This is a genomic window from Ramlibacter sp. MAHUQ-53, from assembly GCF_052600055.1.
This window is the reverse complement of the sequence record NZ_JBQWTS010000008.1, coordinates 87,952-114,031: the sequence shown is the minus strand read 5'-3', so window position 1 is coordinate 114,031 and position 26,080 is coordinate 87,952. Positions and strand designations below refer to the sequence as shown.

Sequence of the window (26,080 nt, the reverse complement as noted above, 5' to 3'; positions counted from 1 at the left end):
GCGGGCACTACCGCGCAACCCCCGGCGAATCCCAGCGCGTGCGCTTTGCGCCCATCCAAAACACACGAGAAGACACACCACACGAGGTCCCATGCAAACTGCCCTGAGCACCCCCTCCGCACAAGCCTTCACCGGCGCCGCTGCCTCGTCGGGCGCCGCGTCCCAAGCCGGCGCCGCCGGCCAGGGCCTGGCCAACTACCAGATCATCCGACGCAACGGCGCGGTCGTGCCCTTCGCGCCGGACAAGATCGCGATCGCGCTGATGAAGGCCTTCCTGGCGGTGCACGGCACCCAGGGCGCCGCCTCTGCCAGCGTGCGTGAGACCGTCGACGGCCTGACCCAGGCCGTGGTGCGCGCCCTGCTGCGCTCGCGCCCGGGCGGCGGCACCTTCCACATCGAGGACGTGCAGGACCAGGTCGAACTCGGCCTGATGCGCGGCGGCCACCACGAGATCGCCCGCGCCTACGTGCTGTATCGCGAGCGCCGCGCCCAGGAGCGCGCCGCCAAGCAGCCCGAGGCCGCCAAGCCGGCCGAGCCCCAGCTGCATGTCACCGACGGCGGCCAGCGCATCCCCCTGGATGTCGCCCAGCTCAAGGCCCTGATCGAGAGCGCCTGCGCCAACCTGGGCGCCGACGTGAAGGCCGAGCCCATCGTCGCCGAGACGCTGCGCAACCTGTACGACGGCGTGCCGATGGACGAGGTCTACAAGGCCTCCATCCTGGCCGCCCGCACCAAGATCGAGAAGGACCCGGACTACACCTACGCCACCGCGCGCCTGCTGCTGCACACGATCTTCAAGGAGGTCCTGGGCCGCGACGTCACCCCCGCCGAGGCCGCCGCCAGCTACGCCGACTACTTCCCCACCTTCATCAAGAAGGGCGTGGACAGCGAGCTGCTCAATCCCGAGCTGCTGCAGTACGACCTGGCCCGCCTGGGCGCCGCCCTGAAGGCCGAGCGTGACCAGCAGTTCGACTACCTGGGCCTGCAGACCCTGTACGACCGCTACTTCCTGCACGTGCGCAAGACCCGCATCGAGCTGCCGCAGGCCTTCTTCATGCGCGTCGCCATGGGCCTGGCCCTCAACGAAATCGACCGCGAAGCCCGCGCCATCGAGTTCTACGAAGTCCTCTCCAGCTTCGACTTCATGTCGTCCACGCCGACGCTGTTCAACAGCGGCACGCTGCGCTCGCAGCTGTCCTCCTGCTACCTGACCACGGTGCCGGACGACCTGGACGGCATCTACGAGTCCATCAAGGAAAACGCCCTGCTGTCCAAGTTCGCCGGCGGCCTGGGCAACGACTGGACCCGCGTGCGCGCCCTGGGCTCCCACATCAAGGGCACCAACGGCGAGTCGCAGGGCGTGGTCCCCTTCCTGAAGGTCGTCAACGACACCGCCGTGGCGGTGAACCAGGGCGGCAAGCGCAAGGGTGCGGTCTGCACTTACCTGGAGACCTGGCACCTGGACATCGAGGAATTCCTCGAGCTGCGCAAGAACACGGGTGACGACCGCCGCCGCACCCACGACATGAACACGGCCAACTGGATCCCCGACCTGTTCATGCGCCGCGTCATGGAAAAGGGCGAGTGGACCCTGTTCTCCCCCTCCACCTGCCCGGACCTGCACGACCTGTACGGCGCCGAGTTCGAGAAGGCCTACGTCGCCTACGAAGAGAAGGCCCGCCGCGGCGAGATCAAGCCGAGCAAGACCGTCCAGGCCGCCGACCTGTGGCGCAAGATGCTCACCATGCTGTTCGAGACCGGCCACCCCTGGATCACGTTCAAGGACGCCTGCAACGTGCGCTCGCCGCAGCAGCACGTGGGCGTGGTGCACTCGTCCAACCTGTGCACCGAGATCACCCTGAACACCAGCGACACCGAGACCGCCGTCTGCAACCTGGGCTCGATCAACCTGCGCCAGCACCTCAAGGACGGCGCCATCGACCACGACAAGCTCAAGCGCACGGTCTCCGTGGCCATGCGCATGCTCGATAACGTGATCGACATCAACTACTACGCCGTCAAGAAGGCGCGTGACTCCAACCTGCGCCACCGCCCGGTGGGCATGGGCATCATGGCCTTCCAGGACGCGCTGTACGAGCTGCGTATCCCCTACGCCTCGCAGGAGGCGGTGGACTTCGCCGACAAGTCGATGGAAGCCGTCTGCTACTACGCCTACTGGGCCTCCACCGAGCTGGCCAAGGAGCGTGGCCGCTACTCCAGCTACCGCGGCTCGCTGTGGGACAAGGGCATCCTGCCGCCCGACACCGTCGACCTGCTGGCGCAGGCCCGCGGCGGCTACGTGGAAGTGGACCGCTCCAGCACCCTGGACTGGGACGCGCTGCGCAAGAAGATCGCGGCCGACGGCATGCGCAACTCCAACTGCGTGGCCATCGCGCCGACGGCGACCATCTCCAACATCATCGGCGTCGACGCCTCGATCGAGCCGTGCTTCGGCAACCTGTCGGTCAAGTCCAACCTGTCCGGCGAGTTCACCGTCATCAACCACTACCTGGTGCGTGACCTCAAGCGCCTGGGCCTGTGGGACGACGTGATGGTCATGGACCTGAAGCACTTCGACGGCTCGCTGCGCCCGATCGACCGCGTGCCGCAGGAGATCAAGGCCCTGTATGCCACCGCCTTCGAGGTGGAGCCGCAGTGGCTGGTGGAAGCCGCCGCCCGCCGCCAGAAGTGGATCGACCAGGCCCAATCCCTGAACATCTACATGGCCGGCGTCTCGGGCAAGAAGCTCGACGACACCTACAAGCTGGCATGGACCCGCGGCCTGAAGACCACCTACTACCTGCGCACCATCAGCGCCACGCACACCGAGAAGTCCACCGTGACCTCGGGCCGCCTGAACGCCGTGTCCTCGGGCGCGCCGTCGCAGGGCCAGGGCATGAGCGCCCTCGAGGCCGCCGCCGCCGCGGCCCGCGCGCAGATGGATGCCGTCCCCGCCACCGACGTGAAGTTCTGTGGCGTCGACGATCCCACGTGCGAAGCCTGCCAGTGACGCAGTGATGGAACGCGAAGGCGCGCTGTCGGTCTTCTCCGACAGTGCGTCGACGCAAACGAGCAACAGAATCGGGCAGTGATGTGAATGAACACTTTGCATTCCACATCGCTGCTCTCATAATGAGAGCATTGGAAAATCTATGTTGACCTGGGACGAAGACGTCAAGCCCGCATCGCAGGCTCCCCAAGGCACCGGCTTCACCGGCAGCCAGGGTCCCGCTTCCTTCGGTGAAGCCCAGTTGTCCCCCGTGGCGGCCACCGTCACCGCCGCCTCCGCACCCCTCGCCGCGTCGTCCGCGCAAGCCGCCAGCACGCGCCGCGTCGTCGCCGCCGACAAGCGAATCATCAACGGCCAGACCGACGTCAACCAGCTGGTGCCGTTCAAGTACAAGTGGGCCTGGGAGAAGTACCTGGCCACCTGCGCCAACCACTGGATGCCGCAAGAGGTCAACATGACCCGCGACATCGCCACGTGGAAGGACCCGAACGGCCTGACCGAGGACGAGCGCCGCATCATCAAGCGCAACCTCGGCTTCTTCGTCACCGCCGACTCGCTGGCCGCCAACAACATCGTGCTGGGCACCTACCGCCACATCACGGCGCCCGAGTGCCGCCAGTTCCTGCTGCGCCAGGCCTTCGAGGAAGCGATCCACACCCACGCCTACCAGTACATCGTGGAGTCGCTGGGCCTGGACGAGTCCGAGATCTTCAACGCCTACCACGAGGTCCAGTCCATCCGCGACAAGGACCAGTTCCTGATCCCGTTCATCGACGCGATCATGGACCCCGACTTCCGCACCGGCACCCCCGAGGCCGACCAGACCCTCCTCAAGAGCCTGATCGTCTTCGCCTGCCTGATGGAGGGCCTGTTCTTCTACGTCGGCTTCACCCAGATCCTGGCGCTGGGCCGCCAGAACAAGATGACGGGCGCCGCCGAGCAGTACCAGTACATCCTGCGCGACGAGTCGATGCACTGCAACTTCGGCATCGACCTGATCAACCAGCTGAAGCTCGAGAACCCCCACCTGTGGACCGCCGAGTTCAAGGCCGAGATCAAGGCCCTGTTCCTCAAGGCCGTGGAACTCGAGTACCGCTATGCCGAGGACACCATGCCGCGTGGCGTGCTGGGCCTCAATGCCTCCATGTTCAAGGGCTACCTGCGCTACATCGCGAACCGCCGCGCCACGCAGATCGGCCTGGAAGCGCTTTTCCCCAACGAGGAAAACCCCTTCCCCTGGATGAGCGAAATGATTGACCTGAAGAAAGAGCGCAATTTCTTCGAAACCCGCGTGATCGAGTACCAGTCGGGTGGCGCGCTTTCCTGGGATTGACGACGGCAACTGCGGGAGTTGGATAGCGACCACAGCCGTGCTTTGAGACGAGATTCGCCCGCGGGCGCCGACCTGGCCGGAGAGCCGGGCGGCACGCGGGCTACGGTGTTCATGCAGTTGGGCCCGGGCCCAGCCGCATGAATCGCTCCCGGCGCCATCGGGCGATGTGGAGTGCTTCTTTCGTTGATGTTGATCAACTTGAACAGGAGATAGTGATGGCAACTGCTAAGAAACCGGCCGCCAAGAAGGCCGTTGCGAAGAAGGCTCCGGCCGCCAAGAAGGTCGCCGCCGCCAAGAAGCCGGCCGCGAAGAAGGTCGCTGCGGCCAAGAAGCCCGCCGCGAAGAAGGTCGCCGCCAAGAAGCCGGTGGCCGCCAAGAAGGTTGCAGCCAAGAAGGCCGCTCCGGCCAAGAAGGTCGCCGCCGCCAAGAAGCCCGCCGCCAAAAAGGCTGCCGCTCCGGCGAAGAAGGCCGCTGCCGCCAAGAAGCCCGCTGCCAAGAAGGCCGCCGCTCCGGCGAAGAAGGCCGCTGCCGCCAAGAAGCCCGCTGCCAAGAAGGCCGCACCGGCGAAGAAGGCTGCTGCGAAGAAGGCTGTCGCCAAGAAGCCCGCCGCGAAGAAGCCCGCTGCCAAGAAGGCTGCGAAGAAGCCCGCTGCGAAAAAGGCCAAGCCTGCCGCCGCCGCCGCTGCTGCTGCCGCTGCGCCCGCTGCCCAGACCACGCTGAACCCGCAGGCCGCCTGGCCTTTCCCGACGGCCAGCAAGCCCTGAGCAGCCCTCGGCTGACCCGAAACCCGGCATCGAAAGATGCCGGGTTTTTTTATGGCGCGCCGGCGGCCAGGGCGATGCGCCGGCGCAGCCGCTGCGCGGCGTCCAGGTCCCCCGCCGCCTCGGCGCGGCGCGCCTGCACCCCCAGCCACGCGAGCAGCGGCCGGCGCCAGCCCTGGCGCGAGGCGGTGGCCTCGGCCGCGGCGATCATCCCCGGCGTGGCGCGGCCTGCGCGCAGCGCCACGCCCGCGGCCACCAGCCGCGACAGCGGGTCCTCGATGCGGGCGATGCTGTCGGCATCGGCGGCCTGCGTCGCCAGCGCCCGGTGGGCTGGCGGCAGCAAGGCCGCGCGCGCGGCGGGCAAGGGCTGGCCCGCCAGGTAATCGGCATAGGCCGCCTCGGGCGCCGCCGCGTCCGCGCGCAGCGCCTCGAAGCCCGGGCACGGCGCCGGTCCCAGGCTCGCGGCCTCCAGCGCGCAGCGCACCAGCTCGGCGCGCGCCACCTGCGTGGCATCCCCCGTGGCCGACAGGGCCGCGCGGGCTCGCGCGAACTCCGCCTCCGCAGCGCGCGAGGCGCCGGTGAGGAAGGCCTGCTGGTAACGCTCGATCGCGCCGTGGGCCTCGACCTGCCAGTCCGGCGCACGCGGCCCGCCGGCGCAGCCGGCCAGCACGGCACACAGGGTCGCGGCGGCCCGGTTGGCGGCGCGCCTCATGGCAGCTTCACCTCCGTCTCCCGCGCGAACGGCCAACGGCGCTGGATGTCGTTCAACAGCCCTTCGATCTTGCGCAGGTTCGCCTCGACCTCCCCGCGCAGCGCGCCCAGGTCGGTGGTGGCGCCGCGCAGGTTGGCGCCCACCGCCTGCGCCTCGGCCAGCACCGCGTCCACCCGGCGCAGGCTCGCCCGGGTGTCGGCGAGCAGTCCATTGAGCTGGACGATGGCGGCGCGCGCCTCCGGCACCGCGCCTTCGGGGCCGAAGACCTGGGTGTCGGCGCGGGCCGCCATCTGGTCGACCTTCGCGAGCAGGGCGTTGGCCCGCTGCAGCGCCTCGGAGAGCGCACGCGCATCCTTCTCGTTGCCCAGGAGCGCGCCCACCGCGCCCTGCGGCCCGCGGGCACGCTCGCTCACCGCCTGCAGGTTGGCCAGCGTCTGGCGCAGCGCGCCTTCCTGCGCGGTGAGGGCGACCACGTTCTCCAGCGCCTCGCGGGCGCTGGCGATCACGCGCGGGATCTCCGCAGTGGCGTCGCCGCGCAGCACGGGCCGCTCGGCGCCGTCGGGCAGCGGCGGGTCGGTGAGCACGCCGCTGAAGGCGCGGATCGCGGTGCCGCCCACGACCCCGCGCACCAGGGTGAAGACGCTGCTGGTGCGCAGCCAGTGCGCGTCCTTGCGCGCGACGTCGATCGTGATGCGGACATGGCCCTGCGCGCCCAGCTCCACCCGCCGCACGCGGCCGATCGGAAAGCCGGAGAAGGTCATGTCCATGCCCACCGCCACGCCCTCGGAGTCGTCGGTCACCAGCACCAGGGTCTGCGTGGGCTCGAACCAGCCGCGCGCATACAGCAGGTACAGCGTCGAGGCCACCACCAGCAGCGCCGCCAGCGCCAGCAGCCAGCGCGCCTTGCGCTCGACGTTCGCCACCGGCACCCCGTGCTCGGGCTCGGAGGCCAGGAGGGAGGATTCGTCCGGGTCCGCCATGGGCCGCCTCAGTAGTAGTTGCCCACCAGGGACAGGGCCTCGAGCAGCAGCAGCACGGCGAACAGGCGCACCAGCCCCTGGAGGGCCGCGCTCTCGCGCGAGCCGCGCGCCGGCGCCTCCTGCAGCGCGGTCGCCATCGGGATCACCGAGACCGCGAGCGCGAACAGCGCGGTCTTGAGCGCGAAGATCAGCGAGACCGGCCCGTCGAAGACATGGCCGAACACGCGGGTGTAGCCCGCGAAGCCGGCAGCGGTGAAGCCGTAGACCGCGAAGTAGGCGAGCACGGTGGCCACCGCGCAGCTCAGGGCCGCGAGGGTGATGGTCGAGAACATGCCCGCCAGCATGCGGGGCACGGCCTCCAGGGCCAGCGGGTCCAGCGCATTGGCGCGCCCGGCGCCGCTGGGGCGAGCCCGCCGCAGCGCCGCCAGCGCCGCGCCGTTGGGGATGGTGCAGCGCAGGGCCACGAACAGCGCCGCGACCAGGGGGATCAGTTCCAGCACCAGCACGCGGATCACCATCTCCAGCGCGTACCGCGACAGGCCATAGCTCTGTGCGGTGACGACGACGATGCGGGTGATGACCAGCGTGAGCAGCGCGCACAGCGCCGTGAAGCCGGCCAGGATGGGGGCGGTGTCCAGCACCAGGTGGCGGGCCAGCGCATGCCGCACGGCGGGGCGCCAGGTGCCGGGCGAGAGGGCCAGGGCGCAGAGCAGCGCGCCGGACCAGCCGATGCGCCCCCAGCCCGCAAGCCAGCGCAAAGGCACGCGCACGGCGCGCCGCAGGTCACGAACCCCCGCAGTGTTCGTCATGCGGTCGATGATAACGACCGCATGCCTCGCCGTGCAGGCCCGGCGCTCAGTTCATCGCACGCGCCCAGGAGCGCGACATCCCCGAGGGCTTGTCCTCCTCCGGGGGCAGGTAGATGGTGGTGCGGTCGATCTTGGCATCGAAGGCAGCGATTTCGGCGCTGGCGCTGCGGATCACGGCCCGGTCCAGCGGGTGGCATTGGCGCTGGCTCAGTCGGCTCAGTTGCTCGGACTGCCTCACCACCTGGCGCACGGCCTCGGGGTCGGTCATCAGGGCAAAGGGGTTGTTGGCCGTGGCATCAGTTCTCACGCGAAAGCTCCTTGGTCGAATCGTCCCGCCGGGTGGGATGCGGCCACTGTGGCAGATGGGGCGCGCGCCGCAGCGTCAGGGAGCGTCGTGACGAGATGTAGGAATCACGCTCTGCAGGCCGACACCGGGCTGTCGCGGCACCGTTGCACAATGGGGCCATGCCCTTCATGCCCGCCTTCATCGCTCCCATCCGCTACGAAGACCCCGACGAGGCGCTGCAGCAGGTGCGCCGCATCTACCAGCAGCAGGTGGACCACCTGCGCGACGCGGTGCAGCGGTTCACGGCGGGCGAGGCGCTGCCCGGGCGGGTGCGGGGCTGCTACCCCTACGTGCGCATCCACGTCGATTCCACCGTGCGGCCCCAGGCCACCGAGGCGCTCGAGAACCTGGGCCTGTCGTATGGCTTCGTCGCCGGCACCGGCCGCTTCGAGACCACGCTCACGCGGCCCGACCTGTTTTCCAGCTACTACCTCGAGCAGTTCCGCCTGCTGCGCCGCAACCACGGCGTGGAGCTGGAGATCGGCACCAGCACGCAGCCGATCCCGGTGCATTTCTCGTTCGCGGAGAACGACCACATCGAGGGCACGATGCCGCCCGAGCGCCGCGCGCTGATGCGGGACCTGTTCGACCTGCCCGACCTCGGCGCCATGGACGACGGCATCGCCAACGGCACCTGGGAGCCGGGGCCGGGCGAGCCGCAGCCGCTGTCGCTGTTCCCCGCGCCGCGGGTGGACTACTCGCTGCAGCGCCTGCGCCATTACACCGGCACCGCGCCCGAGTGGGTGCAGAACTTCGTGCTGTTCACGAACTACCAGTTCTACATCGACGAGTTCGTGCGCCTGGGCCACGAGGCCATGGCCGACCCGGGCAGCGAATACACCGCCTTCGTGGAGCCGGGCAACGTGGTCACGCGCCGCGCGGGCCTGGCCACGCCGGTGGACGGTCCCACCACCCCCGGCGTGGCACCGCCGCGCCTGCCGCAGATGCCGGCCTACCACCTCATTCGCCCGGGCCATGCCGGCATCACCATGGTGAACATCGGCGTGGGCCCGGCCAACGCCAAGACCATCACCGACCACATCGCGGTGCTGCGCCCGCACGCCTGGCTGATGCTGGGGCACTGCGCCGGCCTGCGGAACAGCCAGCAGCTCGGCGACTACGTGCTGGCCCACGCCTACGTGCGCGAGGACCACGTGCTCGACGAGGACCTGCCGCTGTGGGTGCCGATCCCCGCGCTGGCCGACATCCAGCTGGCGCTGGAGCAGGCGGTGGCCGACGTCACCCGCTGCCAGGGCGCGGACCTCAAGCGCATCATGCGCACCGGCACCGTGGCCAGCACCGACAACCGCAACTGGGAGCTGCTTCCCGGCAACCAGGCGCAGCGCCGCTTCAGCCAGAGCCGCGCGGTGGCCCTGGACATGGAGAGCGCCACCATCTCGGCCAATGGATTCCGCTTCCGCGTCCCCTACGGCACGCTGCTGTGCGTGAGCGACAAGCCGCTGCACGGCGAGATCAAGCTGCCCGGCATGGCCAACCGCTTCTACCGCGAGCGGGTCGACCAGCACCTGCGCATCGGCATGCGGGCCATCGAGATCCTGCGCGAGGGCGGCAGCGCGCGGCTGCATAGCCGCAAGCTGCGAAGCTTCAACGAGGTCGCCTTCCAATAACCCCCCGTCCGATCTGGGGGAGGGGGCCGGGGCAGGGGCCCCGCGCGACGGCCTCAGACCGGCGGGATCGCCCCCGCCAGCGTGGCCATCGCCTCGCCCAGTCGCACCGGCCGGGCCGGCGCCCAGTCGGCGTTGAAGGTGACCACGTTCTTCGGGAACAGCATCACCACGGTGGACCCGAGCAGGAAGCGGCCCATTTCCTGGCCCTGGCGCAGCACGATCTTCTGGTCGTCGTAGCGCCACTGGCGAACGTGGCCGGTGCGCGGCGGGTTCACCACGCCATGCCAGGCGGTGGCCATGCTGCCCACGATGGTCGCGCCGACCAGCACGTTCACGAAAGGGCCGTAGGGCGTGTCGAACACGCACACCACCCGCTCGTTGCGCGCGAACAGGCCGGGCACGTGCTGCGCGGTCAGCGGGTTCACCGAGTACAGGTCGCCCGGCACGTAGACCATGCGGCTCAGGCGGCCCTCGCAGGGCATGTGGATGCGGTGGTAATCCTTGGGCGACAGGTACAGCGTGGCGAAGTGGCCGTGGTCGAACTGGCGCGCCAGCGCCGCGTCCCCGCCCACCAGGGCGGTCGTGGAATAGCTGTGGCCCTTGGCCTGGAAGATCTGGTCGTGCTCGATCGGGCCGAACTGGCTGATCGCCGCGTCCACCGGGCACACGAAGGGCGCGTCGGCGATGGGCCGCACGCCGGGGCGCAGGGCGCGGGTGAAGAACTCGTTGAAGGTCGGGTAGGCGGCCGGGTCCGGGTTGGCGGCCTCCGACATGTCAACGCCGTAGCGTCGGATGAAGTTGCGGATGATGGCCTGGGTGACGGCGCCACCGCGCATCTCGGCGACGCGGCCGGCGAAGCGGGTCAGCAGCTGCTGGGGCAGCAGGTGCTGCATCTGGATGGAGAAGGGCAAGGACACGCGGGGCCTGGTCGGAGTGATCCCAAAATTCTACGGGCGCGCGGGGGTGCTCCCGGGCTGGGCCACAATGGTCGCCGATGCAGCCCGAGAACCTGTTCGAAGCCCGCCACCTGACCAAGCGCTATGGCAGCGAGACGGTGGTCGACGACCTGTCCTTCCACATCGCGCCGGGCGAGTGCCTGGGCGTGATCGGCCCCAACGGCGCCGGCAAGACCACCACCATCCGCATGTGCCTGGGCCTGACGGCGCCCGACGGCGGCGAGATCGAGGCCATGGGCCTGTCCATGCCGCGCGACGCGATGGCGATCAAGTCGCAGCTGGGCGTGGTCTCCCAGTTCGACACCCTGGACCCGGACTTCAGCTGCGCCGAGAACCTGCTGGTCTTCGGCCGCTACTTCGGCCTGCGCAAGTCGCAGATCCTCGAGCGCATCCCCCGGCTGCTGGAGTTCGCCGCGCTTTCGCACAAGGCCGACGCCCGCCCGGGCGAGCTGTCCGGCGGCATGCGCCGGCGCCTGAGCCTGGCCCGCGCCCTGGTCAACGACCCGCGCCTGCTGATGCTCGACGAGCCCACCACCGGCCTCGATCCGCAAGCCCGCCACCTGATGTGGGAGCGACTGCAGCTGCTGCTGCAACAGGGCAAGTCCATCCTCCTGACCACCCACTTCATGGACGAGGCCGAGCGCCTGTGCAGCCGCCTGCTGGTGATCGACCATGGCCACAAGATCGCCGAGGGCCGGCCCCGCGACCTGATCGCCCAGCACCTGGAACCCGACGTCGTCGAGGCCTACGGCAACGGCGCGCTGGGCCTGGCGGAATCGCCGGTGCGCGCGCTCGCCAGCCGCGTCGAGGTCAGCGGCGAGACCGTCTTCTTCTACACCCAGGACGCGCGCGCCCTGCTGGAGGCGCTGTCGGCGCACCACGGCCTGCGCACCCTGCACCGCCCGGCCAACCTGGAGGACCTGTTCCTCAAGCTCACCGGCCGGCAGATCCGCGAGGAGGGCTGACGATGCAGATGAACCCGTGGCGCGCGCCCGACCTCTCCCTGCGCTGGTGGCCCGTCTTCCTGCGCAACCTGCTGGTGTGGCGCAAGCTCGCCATTCCGAGCCTGGTGGGCAACATCGCCGAGCCCCTGATGTGGCTGGTGGCCTTCGGCTACGGCATGGGCGCGCTGGTGGGGCAGGTCGAACTGGGCGGCGCGCAGGTGCCCTACATCCTGTTCCTGGCCAGCGGCTCGATCTGCATGAGCGCGATGAACGCCGCCTCCTTCGAGGCGCTGTACTCCGCGTTCTCGCGCATGCACGTGCAAAAGACCTGGGACGGCATCATGAACGCCCCGGTCAGCCTGGACAGCGTGGTCCTCGCCGAGATGCTGTGGGCCGCCTACAAGGCCCTGTTCACCAGCACCGCCATCCTGGGCGTGATGCTGGCCCTGGGCATCAGCGCCAGCCCCAAGCTGGCGGTGGCCTGGGTGGTGCTGGGGCTGGTGGGCATCACCTTCTCCTGCATCGCGCTGATCTTCAACGCCTTGGCCAAGGGTTACGACTTCTTCACCTACTACTTCACCCTGTTCCTCACGCCCATGATGTTCCTCTCGGGCGTTTTCTTCCCGCGCGAGCAGCTGCCCGAGCTGGTGCGCCTGGCCTCCGACTGGCTGCCCCTGACCAACGCCGTCGAGATGGTGCGCCCCATGTTCATGGACCGCTGGCCCGAGCACCCGGTGCGCCACCTGCTGGTGCTGGCGGCCTATACCGCAGGCGCCTTCTGGCTCGCCCTGGGCCTGACCCGCAAGCGCTTCCGCGCCTGAACCCCGTCCACGCCATCACCCCGCGTGATACGGGTCTTTTCAATTGCGCACAATTTAATTTGGCAAAATTAGACTCATGCGACGCGAAGACCTCCCCACGGCCGACCAGGCGCTGCTGCTGGACAACCAGCTGTGCTTCGCCCTGTACTCGGCATCGCTGGCCATGACCAAGGTGTACAAGCCCCTGCTCGCCGAGCTGGGCCTCACCTACCCGCAGTACCTGGTGATGCTGGTGCTGTGGGAGCAGGACGGTGCCTCGGTCTCGGCCATCGGCGAGCGCCTGGCCCTGGACTCGGGCACGCTCACGCCCCTGCTCAAACGCCTGGAGGCCGCCGGCCTCGTGGCGCGCGTGCGCAGCGTCGAGGACGAGCGCCGCGTGGAGGTCGTGCTGACACAGGCCGGCCGCAAGCTCAAGGCGCGCGCCCGCCCCATCCCGGGCTGCATCGTCGATGCCAGCCAGTGCAGCCTGTCCGAACTCGCCGCGCTCGCGCGGCAGCTGAAGACCCTCCGCGGCCGCCTGGCCGCCTGACCTCCTGAAAGGAAGCCCCATGACCCAGCTCGAAAAAGTCGTCTACACCGCCAAGGCCCGTTCCACCGGCGGCCGCGACGGCGTTTCCCGCAGCGATGACGGCCGCCTCGACGTGCGCCTCTCGCCCCCCGGCCCCAACGGCGCCGGCACCAACCCCGAGCAGCTGTTCGCCGCCGGCTACTCCGCCTGCTTCATCGGCGCCCTCAAGCACGTGGCTCCCGGCATCGCCGGCGCGCCCCTGCCCGCCGACGTGGCGGTGGACGCCGAGGTGGACCTGGGCACCATCCCGGAGGCCTTCGGCATCGCCGTGCGAATGACCGTTCACCTGCCCTCGCTGGACCGCGCCGTCGCCCAGAAGGTGGTGGACGCCGCCCACAAGGTCTGCCCCTACTCCAACGCCACCCGCGGCAACGTCGACGTGCAGATCACCCTGGCTTGATCCGGCGCAAGCCCCGCATCAGGTTGGGGCGGGATGATGGTCATGGAGACAATCATGATCCTGGCCCTGCTGTCGGACATCCACGCCAACCTGCGCGCCTTCCGGGCGTGCCTCGAGCACGCCCGCGCCCACGGCGCGACCCGCTTCGCGCTGCTGGGTGACCTGGTCGGCTACGGCGCCGAGCCGGCCGAGGTCGTCGACATGGCCATGGCGCTGGCCGCGACCGGCGCCATCGTCATCCAGGGCAACCACGACAGCCTGGCCGTCCGCGGCGGCACCGGGCCCACCATCGCCGAGGTCGGCGCCGGCTGGACCCACGACCAGCTCTCAGACACCCAGCGCGCCTTCCTGGACGGCCTGCCGCTGCAGGCGGACTGCGCCGGCGCCCTGCTGGTGCACGCCAGCGCCGACGATCCCGCGGCCTGGCATTACGTCACCCACCCCACCCGCGCGCAGCGCAGCCTCGACGCCGCCCGCACCGTGCCCGGCGTGCATGTGGTCTTCGGCGGCCATGTGCACGCGCAGTGCCTGTGGTATGCCGGGCGCAGCGGCAGCCTGATGCCCTTCAAGCCGACGCCGGGCGCACCGATCCCGCTGCCGCGGCACCGGCGCTGGGTGGCCACCATCGGCTCGGTCGGCCAGCCGCGCGACGGCGACCAGCGCGCCGGCTACGCCCTGTGGGACGCCACCGGCACGACACCGCGCGTGGTCTTCCACCGGGTGCCCTACGACCACCTCGCGGCCGCAGAGGCCGTGGCCCGCACCGGCCTGCCCGCGAACTTTTCCGAGCGACTGAAGGAGGGACGATGAAGCTGCTGGCGCCCGGCACCGAGATCGACGGCTTCGTGGTGCAGGAGCTCGTGCATGCCGGCGGCATGGCGCACCTGTACCACGTGAAGTACGCCAGCGGCCGGCCCGACCCGGGCTTCCCGATGGTGATGAAGGTCCCGCGCATGGCGGGCGGCGACGGCGCCGAGAACATCGTGAGCTTCGAGGTGGAGCAGCAGATGATGCAGCGCGTGGCCGGCCCGCACGTGCCGCGCTTCGTCGCCGCCGGCGACCTCGCCCGCCTGCCGCACCTGGTGATGGAGTACATCCCCGGCCGCACGCTGCAGCAGCGGATGGACGAGGCCCTCGAGAAGCGCGAGCCGGTACCGGTGGACGAGATCGCGCGCCTGGGCGGCGCCATCGCCACCGCCTGCCACGCCCTGCACCAGCAGCACGCGGTGCACCTGGACCTCAAGCCGGCCAACGTGCTGCTGCGCCCCGACGGCGGCGCCGTGCTCCTGGACTTCGGCCTGAGCTGGCACGCCCATGTGCCGGACCTGCTGGCCGAGGAACTGCGTCTCGCGGTGGGCTCGCCCGCCTGGATCGCGCCCGAGCAGGTGGTGGGCGTGCGCGGCGACCTGCGCAGCGACATCTTCGCCATCGGCGTGATGCTGTACGAGCTGGCCACCGGCGAGCTGCCCTTCGGCGCGCCGGCCACCCCGGGCGGCCTGCGCCAGCGCCTGTGGATGGACCCGGTGCCGCCGCGCGCGCGCCGCGCCGACCTGCCGCCCTGGCTGCAGGAAGTGATCCTCAAGTGCCTGGCGCCCGAGGCGGCGCAGCGCTACCCCTCGGCGGCGCTCCTGGCCTTCGACCTCGCGCACCCCGAGCAGGTCCAGGTGACCGAGCGCGGGCAGGCCACGAAGGGCACCTCCTGGCGCACCCACCTCAGGCGCTGGTTCCGGGCCGCGGGCATGCACTACCAGCCCAGCCCGCTGCCCGCCGAGCAACTCGACCAGGTGCCGATCGTGATGGTGGCCGTGCCGCACCGCGACGTGAGCGACAGCACCCTGTACTCGCTGCGGGCCGCCACCTCGCGCTCGCTGGGCATCCGCCCTGGCGCGCGCCTGGCCTGCGTGACGGTGATCGCGCCCGACGACGACGAGACCCTGCACCAGCGCGAGCACCTCGAGCGCCTGCGCCGGTGGTCGGAGGGCGTGAAGCTGGAGGGCCACCAGGTTTCATACCACGTGCTCGAGGCCTCCGACGTGGCGCAGGCGCTGATCGCCTACGCCGAGGGCAACCACGTGAGCCTGCTGGTGATCGGCGCGGCCACCCACGGCCTGTCGCTGCAGCGCCTGGTCGCCACCGTGCCCACGCGGGTGGCGATGGCGGCGCCGTGCAGCGTGCTGCTGGTCAAGCAGGACGCGCCCTTCGCGCGGCTCGGCGCGCAGGCCCCGGAGCCGGTCGGCGCCGCAGACGCCTGACAATCGGGGGGATGGCCTCCCACCCCTACGAAACCCTCACCCCCGACGTCGTGCTCGACGCGCTGGCCAGCGTCGGCCTGTACGGCGACGGCCGCCTGCTGGCCCTGAGTTCCTACGAGAACCGCGTCTACCAGGTCCACCTGGAGGACGCCGTGGAGGGCCACGCCCAGGTCGTCGCCAAGTTCTACCGGCCGGGGCGCTGGAGCGAGGCCGCCATCCTCGAGGAGCATGCCTTCGCCGCGGAACTCGCGGCGGCCGAGGTCCCTGCGGTCCCGCCCCTGGTGCTGGAGGGCCGCACCCTGCACCAGCACGCAGGCTTCGCCTTCAGCGTCAGCCCGCGCCGCGGCGGCCGCGCCCCCGAGCTGGACGACCCCGAGGTGCTCGAGTGGATCGGCCGCTTCCTCGCCCGCATCCACGCTGTCGGCGCGCGCCGGCCCTTCGCCGAGCGGCCGACGCTGGACGTGCAGTCCTTCGCCCGCGAGCCGCGCGAGTGGCTGCTGGCGCACCAGGCGATTCCACTCGATGTCGAGTCGGCCTGGGTCCGCCAGTGCGACCTCGCCATCACCGCCATCGAGGAGGCGTTCGCCGCCTGCCCGGTGCCCGCGCTGCGCCTGCATGGCGACTGCCACCCCGGCAACATCCTGTGGACGCCGGACCAGGGCCCGCACTTCGTCGACCTCGATGACGCCCGCATGGGCCCCGCGGTGCAGGACCTGTGGATGCTGCTGTCCGGCGAACGCCACCAGCGCCAGCGCCAACTCGGGGCGCTGCTCGATGGCTACGACGAGATGCGCGAGTTCAACCGGCGCGAACTTGCACTCATCGAGCCCCTGCGCACGCTGCGCCTGATCCACTACAGCGCCTGGCTCGCGCGGCGCTGGGACGACCCGGCCTTTCCCCACGCTTTCCCGTGGTTCGGCAGCAGCGACTACTGGCGCGGCCAGGTGCAGATGCTCGAGGAGCAGCTCGAGGCGATGGCCGAGCCGCCGCTGGTGGCCTGAGGCGCGGGACCGGGCGGGCTGTCACCTGGGCGGCGGCCTGCGGGAAACCCCTGTCCTGCGGCGGGCCGTCCGCTTCCTAGCATGGCCGCACGGCACGCCAGATGCCGGCCATTCCAGGAGACAAGACCATGCAACGCCGACACCTCGTCGCCGCCGCGGCGCTGGCCGCCCTGTGCGGCGGCGCCGCCGCCCAGGCGCCGTTCCCCAGCAAGCCCCTGACCATGATCGTGCCCTTCCCGCCCGGCGGGCTGGCGGACATCGTCGCCCGCCCCGTCGCCGAGGCCATGGCCCGCGAACTCGGGCAGCCGGTGGTCATCGAGAACCGGGGCGGCGCCGGCGGCGGCATCGGCATGGGCCTGGCCGCCAAGGCGCCGGCCGACGGCCACACCCTGCTGATGGCGCTGTCCTCGTACAGCGTCCTGCCCGAGGCCGACGCGCTCACCGGCAAGGCGCCCCTCTACACCCACGCCGCGCTGCGCCCCATCGCTCGCTTCACCGCCGATCCCACGGTGCTGGCGGTGCGCGCCGAGTCGCCGTGGAAGACGGTGCAGGAGTTCGTCGACGAGGCCAAGCGCCGGCCCGGCGCCCTCAACTACGGCTCCTCGGGCAACTACGGCACCATGCACGTGCCCATGGAGATCCTGGCGCAGACCGCCGGCATCCGCATGACGCACGTGCCCTTCACCGGCGCGGGCCCCGCGGTGGTGGCCCTGCTGGGCGGGCAGATCGACGCGGTCTCCTCCGGCCCGGCCACGGTGCTGCAGCATGTGAAGGCGGGCAAGCTGCGCGTGCTGGCCCACTGGGGCAACGGCCGGCTGGAGGCGCTGCCCGAGGTGCCGGCCCTCAAGGACGCCGGCTACAACGCCGAGTACGCGCAGTGGTCCGGCCTGTTCATCCCCGCCGGCGTGCCCGAGCCGGTGGCCCAGCGCCTGCGCGCCGCGGCCCGCGCGGCGGCCCAGGACGCCCGGGTGCGCGAGGTGATCGGCAACGCCGGCAGTCCCATCCTGTACCAGGACACGCCGGACTTCGAGCGCTATGTCCAGGCCGACGTGCGCCGCATGGCGGAGGTCGTGCGCAAGATGGGCAAGGTCGACTGACCTCGCCCCGGGCGGGCGCTCAGCCCGCCAGCAGCGCGTTCACGCGCTTCACGTAGGCTGCCGGGTCCTCCGGCAGGCCGCCCTCGGCCAGCAGGGCCTGGTCGAACAGGATCTGCGCGAGGTCGTGGAAATGCACCGAACCCTCCAGCTTCTTCACCAGCGGGTGGCCGGGGTTCACCTCGAGCACCGGCTTGGCATCGGGCACCGGCTGGCCGGCCTGTTTCAGCATGCGCGCGAGCTGCATGCTCATGCCGCCGTCGCTGGCCACCAGGCAGGCCGGTGAGTCGACCAGGCGGCTGGTGGCGCGCACGTCCTCGGCGCGGTCCTTGAGCGCCTCCTTGAGCTGCGCGAGCAGGGGCTTGAACGCCTCGGCGGCTTCCTCGGCGGCCTTCTTCTCGGCCTCGTCCTGCAGCTTGCCCAGGTCGAACGCGCCCTTGGCCACGGACTGCATCGGCGTGCCGTCGAACTCGGTCAGGAAGTTCAGCGCCCACTCGTCGACCCGGTCGGTCATGAGCAGCACCTCGATACCCTTCTTGCGGAACACCTCCAGCTGCGGGCTGTTCTTCGCCGCGGCCAGGGTGTCGGCGGTGATGTAGTAGATCGCCTCCTGGCCTTCCTTCATGCGGGCCTTGTAGTCGGCCAGCGAGACGCCCACCGTGTCGCTGGTGGTGGAGGCGAACCGCAGCAGCCTGGCCAGGCGGTCGCGGTTGGCGGCGTCCTCTCCCAGGCCCTCCTTGAGGACCGCGCCGAACTCGGCGTAGAACTTGCCGTACTTGGCCTTGTCCTCGGCGGAAGCGGACTCGTCCTTCTCGTGCTTCGCCAGTTCCTCCAGCATGGACAGCACGCGCTTGGTGGAGCCTTCGCGGATCGCGCGCACGTCGCGGCTTTCCTGCAGCAGCTCGCGCGAGACGTTGAGCGGCAGGTCCGAGGAATCAACCACGCCCTTGACGAAGCGCAGGTACACCGGCATCAGCGCCTCGGCCTCGTCCATGATGAAGACGCGCTTGACGTACAGCTTCACGCCCGCCTTCTTGTCGCGGTTCCACAGGTCGTAGGGGGCATGCGCCGGGATGAACAGCAGCTGCGTGTACTCGGTGTTGCCCTCGACTCGGTTGTGGGCCCAGGCCAGCGGCGCCTCGTAGTCGTGGCTGATCGCCTTGTAGAACTCGGCGTACTGCTCGGGCGTGATGTCCTTCTTCGGTCGGGTCCACAGGGCGCTGGCCTGGTTCACCGTCTCCCACTCGTCCGTGAGGACCATGCCGCCCGGCTGGCCGTTCTCGCCCTCCTTCCACTCCTCCTTGCGCATGCGAATGGGCAGCGCGATGTGGTCGGAGTACTTGGCGATGATGGACTTGAGCTTCCAGGTGGCGAGGTAGTCGCCGGCGTCCTCGCGCAGGTGCAGGATGACGCTGGTGCCGCGCTCGGCGCGGGTCATCGCCTCGACCTCGAACTCGCCGGTGCCGCCGCTGCTCCAGCGCACGCCCTCCTCGGGCTTGAGGCCGGCGCGGCGCGACTCCACCGTGATGCGGTCCGCGACGATGAAGCCGGAGTAGAAGCCCACGCCGAACTGGCCGATCAACTGGCCCTGCTCGGTGGCCGAGGCCTTGTGCTCGGCAGACAGGCGGCCGAGGAAGTCGCGCGTGCCGCTCTTGGCGATGGTGCCGAGGTTGTCGATCGCCTCCTGCTGCGACAGGCCGATGCCGGTGTCGGTGATGGTCAGCGTGCGAGCCGCGGTGTCGAAGTGCACGCGCACCTCGAGTTCGGGCTGGTCCTCGTACAGGGCGTTGTCGGCCAGGGCCTCGAAGCGCAGCTTGTCGCAGGCATCGGAGGCATTGGAGACGAGCTCGCGCAGGAAGATTTCCTTGTTGGAGTACAGGGAGTGGGTGACGAGGTGCAGCAACTGCGCCACCTCGGCCTGGAAGGACAGGGTCTGTTTCTGGGTCATCGTCGTTCTGGGTTCGTGTGACAGGCCGCCCGGGAAGGCCGGCCGCGTGCGGCAGGTGGGGGCGCGCCGCCGGGTTTCAAGCCACCCCCGCTCCAGCTGGACAGTCAGGAATTCAACATAAAGTATTCATTACATTGGCCAGCTTTCGCCCGCCGGCACCCCCGCCGGCATCCACCACCCCCACCGAGGATCCCCATGAAGAACCGCCTCCTGCTGGCATTCCTGACCCTGGCCGCCGCCGCCGCGCACGCCGACTCCCGTGACCTCACCGTCAAGGCCGAAGTCGAGGCCCGCTGCAAGTTCACGTCCGGCACCCTCAGCATCGACCTCGGCAAGCTCGACCCCTCCGCGGGCGGCGAAAAGACCGCCGGCGCCGTCCTGACCTATGAATGCACCTACGGCGTGAAGCCCTCCGCCATCCAGGTCGGCACGCAGGCCGCCGGCAGCTACAGCGGCAAGATGAAGCTCAAGGACTCCGCCGGCGGCGCCAACCAGGAGTTCGCCTACCGCCTGAGCTGGCCCACGGACTACGCCGCCGGCATGGGCTTCACGCCCGGCGCCGGCCCGTCGCCGACCCGCGTGGGCATCGACATCAATGCCACCGTCGCCGAAGGCGCGTACTCGCTGACCAAGGCGGGCGCCTACGAAGACACGGTGTCCTTCACCATCACGCCCTGAGCCCCTGGCGTATGCCTGCCCCGGCCACGCACAGGCGCCGGGCCGCCCGCCGGGCGGCCGCCGCCGGACTGCTCGCCCTGCTGGCCGCCGCGCCGGCCTGGGCCTGCCGGTTCACGGCGGGCGGGCAGGCGCTGAACCTGGGCACGCTGCGGCCCTCGGAGGGAAGCGAGGTCCGCGCCAGCGTGCACTTCACCGCCAGCGACTGCAGCGACCGCGAGCTCGCCCAGCTCCACGTCGCGGCGGACAACCAGGTCCTGGGCAACGGCGCCGTGACGCGCCACCTGAAGCAGCCCGATGGCCCCTCGATCGCCTACACCCTCTCGCGCAGCCTCGGCCCGGTCGTGAACCGTACCCGCACCCTGTCCCTCCACGCGGTCCTGCCGGCGGGCAGCTACAGCCGTGCCCGCGCCGGCCGCTACGAGGACAGCCTCGTCGTCTGCCTGACGCCCTGAGCGTCGCCACTGCGGCCGGCCCGACCCGGCCTTCCTGCCATGCCGATCCTCTCGCTGCCGCCCGCGGTCGCCCGCCGGCTCCTGTCCCTGGGCCTCGCCATCCTGGGCCACCTGCCCGCCGGCGCCCATGCCGGCGCCTTCTCCGTCTCCCCCATGCGCCTGGAACTCGGCGGCGCCGTGCGCAGCGCCGCCCTGACGGTGCGCAACGAGGACACCGCACCCATGGCGTTCCAGGTGCGCGCCATGGCCTGGTCCCAGGACGATGCCGGGCAGGACACCTACGAGGAGTCGCCTGAACTCGTGCACTTCCCGCGGATGCTGCTGCTGTCCCCGGGCCAGGAGGGCGTGGTGCGCATCGGCCTGCGCCAGCCGCTGACGCAGGTCGAGAAGGCCTTCCGCCTCTTCGTCGAGGAGCTGCCGCCGCCGGCCCGGGCGCCCGCCGGCGAGCCGTCGCAGGCCCCGACCCAGGTACGCATGCTCGTGCGCTTTGGCGCGCCGGTGTTCGTGCGGCCGCTGCAGCCGGTCGCCCGCCTCGAGGCGGAGGGGCTCGCGGTCACCGCCGGCGAGGTGCGCTGGCGCCTGCGCAACGACGGCAACCGCCACGAGCGCCTCGAGGCGGTGCGCGTGCGCGGCTTCGACGCACGCGATGCCGAAGTGTTCGATGGCCAGGCCGGCCCCGGCTACCTGCTGGCCGGACGCTCGCGCGCCTTCGCGCTGGCCATGCCGCCCGAGGCCTGCCGCCGCATCGTCCGCCTCTCGCTGGAGGTGCGCACCCACGCCGTCGACCTGCGCCGCGCCCTGCCGGCGGACGCAGCCGCATGCCCGTGACCGCCCGCGCAGGCGCGCTGCTGCTGGCGTTGGCCGCGTCGCTCGCGGCGATGCCGGCCCGCGCGCAACCCGAACCGATGGTGCTCGCGGTCACCGTCAACAGCGAGCGGCGCGGTGACCTGTTCGTGCTGCGCGAGCCCGACGGCCGCCTGCTGCTGCGGCAGGACGACCTGCCGGCCCTGGGCCTGCAACCGCCGCCGGAGGCGGCGCGCGTCCAGGTCGACGGGGAGGCGCACCTGCACCTGGACCGGCTCGCCGGGCTGTCATGGACGCTCGACGAGCGCGCGCTGCGCCTGGACCTCCTGGCCGAACCCCGCCTGCTGGCGCGCACGGCGGTCGATGCCGCGAACCGCGCGCCGCGGCTCGAGCAGGTCGGCCAGGCCAGCGGCTTCCTGAACTGGGCGATCCAGCACACGCGGGGCGACGTCGCGCGTGCCGGGCCCACCTATTCCCTCGAGGGCGGTGCGCGCCTCGGGCCGGTGCTGCTGCAGGCCACGGGGCATACCGCCACCGTCGGCAGCCGCCGCTTCATCCGCCACGCCACCAGCCTCACCGTCGACCGTCCACAGGACCTGCAGCGGTGGACGGCGGGCGACCTGTTCACGACGCCCGCCGAACTGGGTGGCGGGGTCGCGCTGGGCGGGCTGTCGGTCTCGCGCCATGCCGGGCTGGACCCGTACCGCCGCCATCACCCGCTGGGCGTGGTGCAGGGGCAGGCCAGCCTGCCCAGCGAGGTGGAGGTCTACGTGGACGGCCAGCGGGTGCGCAGCGAAAGGGTGCGGCCCGGCGAATTCGAGATCCGCGACCTCGACCTGCGCCCCGGCGCGCGTGACGTTCAGGTCCTGGTGCGTGACCCCTTCGGCCGCACCACCACGACACCCTACGCGTTCTACGCGAGCCCCGAGCTGCTGCGCCCCGGCCTGCACGACTACCAGTACGCCATCGGCGCGCTGCGCCGCCGCCTCGGCGAGGCCGGCAGCGACTACGGCGCGCCGGCGTTCTCGGCCTGGCACCGCCGGGGCCTGTCCGACGCGCTGACCCTGGGCGCCCATGCCCAGGGCCGCGGCGGCCTGCTGCATGCGGGCCCGATGGCCACCGCGCGGCTTGGCGCGGCCGGCGTGCTGTCCGCGACGGCGGCCTGGAGCCGGTGGGCCGGCCGGCCCGGGCGGGCCCTGTCGCTGCGGTACCAGTACGAGGCCGAGGCCTGGGCGGCCGGCGCGGCGTGGCGGCACGAATCCGCCGGCTACGCGGTCCTGGCCGAGCCGGTCGCCCCCAGCCACCGCAGGAACGCCATCGCCCTGCACGCGAGCCGCTCCTGGCCGCAGGCCGGCACGCTGTCGATCAGCCGCACGCGCCAGACGGTGCACGAGGCGCCGGCGGGCGACACCGCGCCATGGCGGTCGCCGCGCGATGCGACCGCGCTCGGCTACAGCGTCTTCCTGCCGCAGTGGCGGGCCGGGCTGCGCGCCGGCATCGCCCGCGTGCGGGACGACCGCGGCCCGCACCTCGAGGTGCGCCTGGGCCTGACGCTGCTGCTCGACGACCGCCGCACCGCCACGCTCGAGACGCGGCAGGCCGGCGGCGAGTCGCACGATGCGTTGCAGCTGCGCCGCCACCTGCCCGCCGGGCCGGGCTGGGGCTACGACCTTGCCGCCGAACGCCTGCGGCCGGCCGGTGGCGTGGACGCCGACGAGGCCTGGCGCGCCGAGGCGCAGTACCAGGGCAGCCAGGCGCTGCTGCGCGGCGGCTGGCAGCGCGCCGGCGCGCAGGACGAGCTGCGCTTGTCGGCCAGCGGCGGCATCGCCTGGGTGGACGGCCGCGCCTACCTGGCCCGGCCGATCCGGGACGGCTTCATCGTGGCGCGCGTGGGCCAGGCGCTGGCCCAGGTCCCGGTGACCCTGGGCGGCGAGGTGGTGGGCACGAGCGACGGACGCGGCGAGGTCCTACTGCCCGAGGTTGCGGCCTTCCGCGAGGCCGAGGTCGGCATCGACCCGCAGGGCCTGCCGATCGACCACACGGTGCCACGGCTGCAGCGGCGCGTGGTGCTGCCGGCGCGCACCGGCGCGGTGGTGGATTTCGGCGCGATCCGGGTGCGTGCCGTGTCCACCCGGCTGCGCGACTCCCGGGGCCCCGTGGCGGTCCTGCCGGTGCGGATCGACGCGGCGGGCCTGGTGATCGAGACGCTGACCGGCAGCGACGGCACCCTCTACCTGGAGAACCTGCCCCCGGGCCGCCATGCCGGCGTGGCCGGCGTGGCGCCGGCCGCCTGCGCCTTCACGCTCGACGTGCCGGCAGGCGACGAGCTCCTGGCCGACCTCGGCGAGTTGCGCTGCGCGCCCTGAGCCGCGCGCTCAGAACCGCTCACCCGGGCCCAGGTAGCGCCACTGCCCCTGCGGCAGCTGGCCCAGCATCACCCGGCCGATGCGCACCCGCTTGAGGCCCACCACCTTCAGGCCCACCAGCTCGCACATGCGGCGGATCTGGCGCTTGCGGCCCTCCTTCAGAACGAAGCGCAGCTGCTCGGGGTTCTGCCAGTCCACCCGGGCCGGCTTGAGCGCCTGCCCGTCCAGGCTCAGGCCGTGGCGCAGCAGCGCCAGCTTGGCGGCGGGGAAGGCCTTTTGCACGTCCGCCGTGATGTCGCCGAAGCTCACCCGCACCAGGTACTCCTTCTCGACGTCGGAATCCTCGCCGATCAGCTGGCGGGCGACGCGGCCGTCCTGCGTGAGCACGAGCAAGCCGGTGGAGTCGATGTCGAGCCGGCCGGCCGGCGCCAGGCCGCGCAGCTGCGCGGGCGCGAAACGCGTCTTCGACGGGTCGCCTCGCCAGTGGGTGCGCCCCTGCACCAGGGTCACCGCGGGTTCATGGCCGTCCTCGGCCTGGCCGCTGACGTAGCCCACCGGCTTGTGGAGGATCACCGTGACACGCTGCGCCTGCTGGCCTCGCGCCGCCGGGTCGACCTCGATGCGCGCCCGCGGCCCGACCTGCAGGCCCATGGTCGCGACCTGGCCGTCGACCCGCACCCAGCCGCGGGCGATCCAGTCGTCGGCCTCGCGGCGGGAGCACAGGCCAAGGTCGGCCATGCGCTTGTTGAGGCGGGTGGTGGGGGCGGCAGAGTCGGTCATGGGAGAGCGCGATTATCGGTTTGTGTGCATTGCTTCCGTTTCCCGGGCGTGGCCGTGGGTCCCCGGGAGGGACTTGCTCCTATGATCGCGCCCCCGGCCCCGCCCAAGGAGCGCGCATGGACAGGATCTGGCTTCGCCACATGTACTTCCCGCCGCCCCCTGCGCCCCCGCAGCCCCCGGCAGGCCCCGTTGACACCGGCAGCGCGGACCTGCGTTGCCCGCAGCCCCAGGCGGTGCAGGCACGCCTGCTGCCCCATTCGCAGGAAGGGCCCCCGCCGCGGAAGGACCCGCAGGCCCTCGCCAAGGCCGCCGTCGCCACGGCCATCGGCCAGGGCTCCTGCTTCGGCCTGGCGTTCGCCCTGAGCAACCACCTGCGGCTGCGCGGCAACCCGGCGGTGGCGGGCGTCGCGGGCTTCGTCCTCCCCAGCCTGGCCGGCTACCTCACCGCGCCGGCCCAGCGCGCCCTGTTCGAGGCCCTGGACTTCCAGTCCACGCAGCCACCCCGACGCGCCCGCTGGCACGAGTTCATTCCATCGGTGTGCATCTACACGGTCAACATGCTCTATGCGAACGCCCGCTTCCTGCCGCGCCCGGTGCCGGGGACGCCGGGCGCGGCCCTCACGACGCTGGCCCTGTCCATGGCCGGCACCGCCGCTGCCGGCGTGGCCTGCGAAGCCTCGGCGCAGTGGGCCGGCGGCCGACCTGCCCCGATGCCCGATGACGACGAGATCCGGCGCACCGCCGTCGGCCGCGCCCTGAGCCTGGTGCCCATGGGGCTGGCGAACCTGCGCCTGGTCGCGCACGTCACCCACCTGGGCCGTGTGCCGGAGGCCCTGCGCATGCAGCCGCTGCAGATCGGCCTGTTCACCTGGGGCGCGCTGCGCAAGGACCTCATGCCCCCCGGCCCCGATGGAGACCTTCCCCATGGCGCACACCCGGCCCGACCCGCAGGCACCTGACCCGGGCGCCTCCCCGGCCGCCCCCGGGGCGCTGCCGGGGATCGAGGAGATCCTCGTCCGCCTGTGCGCCCGCCTGGGCGTCGGCGACGCGCAGGCCGCGGACATCGTCGCCTCGGGCTGCCTGAACATCGAGGGCGTCGACTTCGCCCTGCGCGTGAACGAGGCCAACCAGCACCTGGAGTTCTTCGGAGACTGCGGCACCCCGGTGCCCGGCGAGCAGGCCGACGTGTTCTGCCACCTCCTGGAGGAGGCGCTGTCCAACGACCTGCCGGCGCTGTGCTTCGCCCGCCACCCGGGCTCCGGCCACCTGGTCGCCAAGGGCAGCCTCGCGCTGGCCGGCCTCGACCCCGACGGCTGGCTGCTGACGGCCTTACTTGTCAGTTGCCTGACAAAGATCAAGGCACTCCAGGGAAGGTTCGCACTTCTGCCTTAAGGGATTCGGCAAATTACCGAGGCCTCATCCGGCGGAATGGACTAG

Annotated in this window: 25 protein-coding genes; 18 read left to right on the top strand and 7 right to left on the bottom strand. The window is 71.3% G+C overall.

What is annotated here, in order from left to right:
• The first annotated feature begins 91 nt into the window (after window positions 1-91).
• The 3 genes from ACT80S_RS13355 (at window position 92) to ACT80S_RS13345 (ending at window position 5,107) form a co-directional block, all read left to right on the top strand.
• Complete coding sequence (locus ACT80S_RS13355) at window positions 92-3,010, top strand: ribonucleoside-diphosphate reductase subunit alpha (protein ID WP_377416538.1); 2,919 nt, start codon at window positions 92-94, stop codon at window positions 3,008-3,010.
• A 142-nt stretch (window positions 3,011-3,152) separates the two neighbouring features.
• Window positions 3,153-4,343: a ribonucleotide-diphosphate reductase subunit beta gene (locus ACT80S_RS13350; RefSeq protein WP_377416536.1), complete on the top strand. Its 1,191-nt coding sequence runs from the start codon at window positions 3,153-3,155 to the stop codon at window positions 4,341-4,343.
• A 215-nt stretch (window positions 4,344-4,558) separates the two neighbouring features.
• Window positions 4,559-5,107: a histone H1-like repetitive region-containing protein gene (locus ACT80S_RS13345; RefSeq protein WP_377416782.1), complete on the top strand. Its 549-nt coding sequence runs from the start codon at window positions 4,559-4,561 to the stop codon at window positions 5,105-5,107.
• Between the two features lie 49 nt (window positions 5,108-5,156).
• On the opposite strand, the gene ACT80S_RS13340 is transcribed toward ACT80S_RS13345, so the two are convergent.
• The 4 genes from ACT80S_RS13340 to ACT80S_RS13325 are packed head-to-tail and all read right to left on the bottom strand — an operon-like array spanning window position 5,157 to window position 7,912.
• Window positions 5,157-5,816, bottom strand: coding sequence for a hypothetical protein (locus ACT80S_RS13340; RefSeq protein ID WP_377416534.1), 660 nt, complete (start codon window positions 5,814-5,816; stop codon window positions 5,157-5,159).
• Window positions 5,813-6,796: an MlaD family protein gene (locus ACT80S_RS13335; RefSeq protein WP_377416532.1), complete on the bottom strand. Its 984-nt coding sequence runs from the start codon at window positions 6,794-6,796 to the stop codon at window positions 5,813-5,815. The genes ACT80S_RS13340 and ACT80S_RS13335 overlap by 4 nt, the downstream gene beginning before the upstream one ends.
• Window positions 6,797-6,804: 8 nt before the next feature.
• Window positions 6,805-7,605 carry an MlaE family ABC transporter permease gene (locus tag ACT80S_RS13330; protein WP_377416530.1) on the bottom strand — a complete coding sequence of 267 codons (801 nt, stop codon included), beginning with the start codon at window positions 7,603-7,605 and terminating at the stop codon, window positions 6,805-6,807.
• Between the two features lie 46 nt (window positions 7,606-7,651).
• Window positions 7,652-7,912: a hypothetical protein gene (locus tag ACT80S_RS13325; protein ID WP_377416528.1), complete on the bottom strand. Its 261-nt coding sequence runs from the start codon at window positions 7,910-7,912 to the stop codon at window positions 7,652-7,654.
• 158 nt (window positions 7,913-8,070) lie between these two features.
• Here ACT80S_RS13325 and ACT80S_RS13320 point away from each other — a divergent pair, with 158 nt between their 5' ends.
• Entirely contained in the window at window positions 8,071-9,579 is a 1,509-nt protein-coding gene (locus tag ACT80S_RS13320; RefSeq protein WP_377416526.1) for an AMP nucleosidase, read from the top strand.
• Between the two features lie 53 nt (window positions 9,580-9,632).
• On the opposite strand, the gene asd is transcribed toward ACT80S_RS13320, so the two are convergent.
• Window positions 9,633-10,472: an archaetidylserine decarboxylase gene (gene asd / locus ACT80S_RS13315; protein WP_377416780.1), complete on the bottom strand. Its 840-nt coding sequence runs from the start codon at window positions 10,470-10,472 to the stop codon at window positions 9,633-9,635.
• A gap of 101 nt (window positions 10,473-10,573) precedes the next feature.
• On the opposite strand from asd, the gene ACT80S_RS13310 reads away from it, so the two are divergent.
• The 8 genes from ACT80S_RS13310 to ACT80S_RS13275 all read left to right on the top strand — a co-directional run bounded on the left by ACT80S_RS13310 (window position 10,574) and on the right by ACT80S_RS13275 (window position 17,618).
• Window positions 10,574-11,500: an ATP-binding cassette domain-containing protein gene (locus ACT80S_RS13310; RefSeq protein WP_377416524.1), complete on the top strand. Its 927-nt coding sequence runs from the start codon at window positions 10,574-10,576 to the stop codon at window positions 11,498-11,500.
• A 2-nt stretch (window positions 11,501-11,502) separates the two neighbouring features.
• Window positions 11,503-12,300, top strand: a complete 798-nt coding sequence (locus tag ACT80S_RS13305) for an ABC transporter permease (protein WP_377416522.1) — start codon at window positions 11,503-11,505, stop codon at window positions 12,298-12,300.
• A 76-nt stretch (window positions 12,301-12,376) separates the two neighbouring features.
• Entirely contained in the window at window positions 12,377-12,829 is a 453-nt protein-coding gene (locus tag ACT80S_RS13300; protein ID WP_377416520.1) for a MarR family winged helix-turn-helix transcriptional regulator, read from the top strand.
• A 19-nt stretch (window positions 12,830-12,848) separates the two neighbouring features.
• Entirely contained in the window at window positions 12,849-13,268 is a 420-nt protein-coding gene (locus ACT80S_RS13295) for an organic hydroperoxide resistance protein (RefSeq protein WP_377416518.1), read from the top strand.
• Window positions 13,269-13,322: 54 nt separating this feature from the next.
• Window positions 13,323-14,078: a metallophosphoesterase family protein gene (locus ACT80S_RS13290; protein WP_377416516.1), complete on the top strand. Its 756-nt coding sequence runs from the start codon at window positions 13,323-13,325 to the stop codon at window positions 14,076-14,078.
• A complete protein-coding gene (locus tag ACT80S_RS13285) occupies window positions 14,075-15,520 on the top strand; it encodes a serine/threonine protein kinase (RefSeq protein WP_377416514.1) in 1,446 nt (481 codons plus the stop codon). Before ACT80S_RS13290 ends, ACT80S_RS13285 begins: the two co-directional genes overlap by 4 nt.
• An 11-nt stretch (window positions 15,521-15,531) precedes the next feature.
• The gene (locus ACT80S_RS13280) at window positions 15,532-16,521 is read left to right on the top strand and encodes a serine/threonine protein kinase (RefSeq protein ID WP_377416512.1); all 990 of its coding nucleotides are present in this window, start codon (window positions 15,532-15,534) and stop codon (window positions 16,519-16,521) included.
• Window positions 16,522-16,649: 128 nt separating this feature from the next.
• Window positions 16,650-17,618, top strand: coding sequence for a tripartite tricarboxylate transporter substrate binding protein (locus ACT80S_RS13275; RefSeq protein WP_377416510.1), 969 nt, complete (start codon window positions 16,650-16,652; stop codon window positions 17,616-17,618).
• Between the two features lie 19 nt (window positions 17,619-17,637).
• Here ACT80S_RS13275 and htpG read toward each other — a convergent pair whose 3' ends face one another.
• The gene (gene htpG / locus ACT80S_RS13270; protein ID WP_377416508.1) at window positions 17,638-19,563 is read right to left on the bottom strand and encodes a molecular chaperone HtpG; all 1,926 of its coding nucleotides are present in this window, start codon (window positions 19,561-19,563) and stop codon (window positions 17,638-17,640) included.
• Between the two features lie 195 nt (window positions 19,564-19,758).
• Here htpG and ACT80S_RS13265 point away from each other — a divergent pair, with 195 nt between their 5' ends.
• The 4 genes from ACT80S_RS13265 to ACT80S_RS13250 are packed head-to-tail and all read left to right on the top strand — an operon-like array spanning window position 19,759 to window position 23,863.
• A complete protein-coding gene (locus ACT80S_RS13265) occupies window positions 19,759-20,241 on the top strand; it encodes a spore coat protein U domain-containing protein (protein ID WP_377416506.1) in 483 nt (160 codons plus the stop codon).
• Between the two features lie 11 nt (window positions 20,242-20,252).
• Entirely contained in the window at window positions 20,253-20,693 is a 441-nt protein-coding gene (locus tag ACT80S_RS13260; RefSeq protein WP_377416504.1) for a hypothetical protein, read from the top strand.
• 39 nt (window positions 20,694-20,732) lie between these two features.
• Window positions 20,733-21,521, top strand: coding sequence for a fimbrial biogenesis chaperone (locus tag ACT80S_RS13255; RefSeq protein ID WP_377416502.1), 789 nt, complete (start codon window positions 20,733-20,735; stop codon window positions 21,519-21,521).
• Window positions 21,512-23,863 (top strand): fimbria/pilus outer membrane usher protein, encoded by a 2,352-nt coding sequence (locus ACT80S_RS13250; RefSeq protein ID WP_377416500.1) that lies wholly within the window; start codon window positions 21,512-21,514, stop codon window positions 23,861-23,863. The genes ACT80S_RS13255 and ACT80S_RS13250 overlap by 10 nt, the downstream gene beginning before the upstream one ends.
• Before the next feature lie 9 nt (window positions 23,864-23,872).
• On the opposite strand, the gene ACT80S_RS13245 is transcribed toward ACT80S_RS13250, so the two are convergent.
• A complete protein-coding gene (locus ACT80S_RS13245) occupies window positions 23,873-24,643 on the bottom strand; it encodes a pseudouridine synthase (protein WP_377416498.1) in 771 nt (256 codons plus the stop codon).
• Between the two features lie 116 nt (window positions 24,644-24,759).
• On the opposite strand from ACT80S_RS13245, the gene ACT80S_RS13240 reads away from it, so the two are divergent.
• Window positions 24,760-25,602 carry a hypothetical protein gene (locus ACT80S_RS13240; protein WP_377416496.1) on the top strand — a complete coding sequence of 281 codons (843 nt, stop codon included), beginning with the start codon at window positions 24,760-24,762 and terminating at the stop codon, window positions 25,600-25,602.
• Window positions 25,568-26,035, top strand: a complete 468-nt coding sequence (locus ACT80S_RS13235; RefSeq protein ID WP_377416494.1) for a hypothetical protein — start codon at window positions 25,568-25,570, stop codon at window positions 26,033-26,035. Before ACT80S_RS13240 ends, ACT80S_RS13235 begins: the two co-directional genes overlap by 35 nt.
• Window positions 26,036-26,080 lie beyond the last annotated feature (45 nt).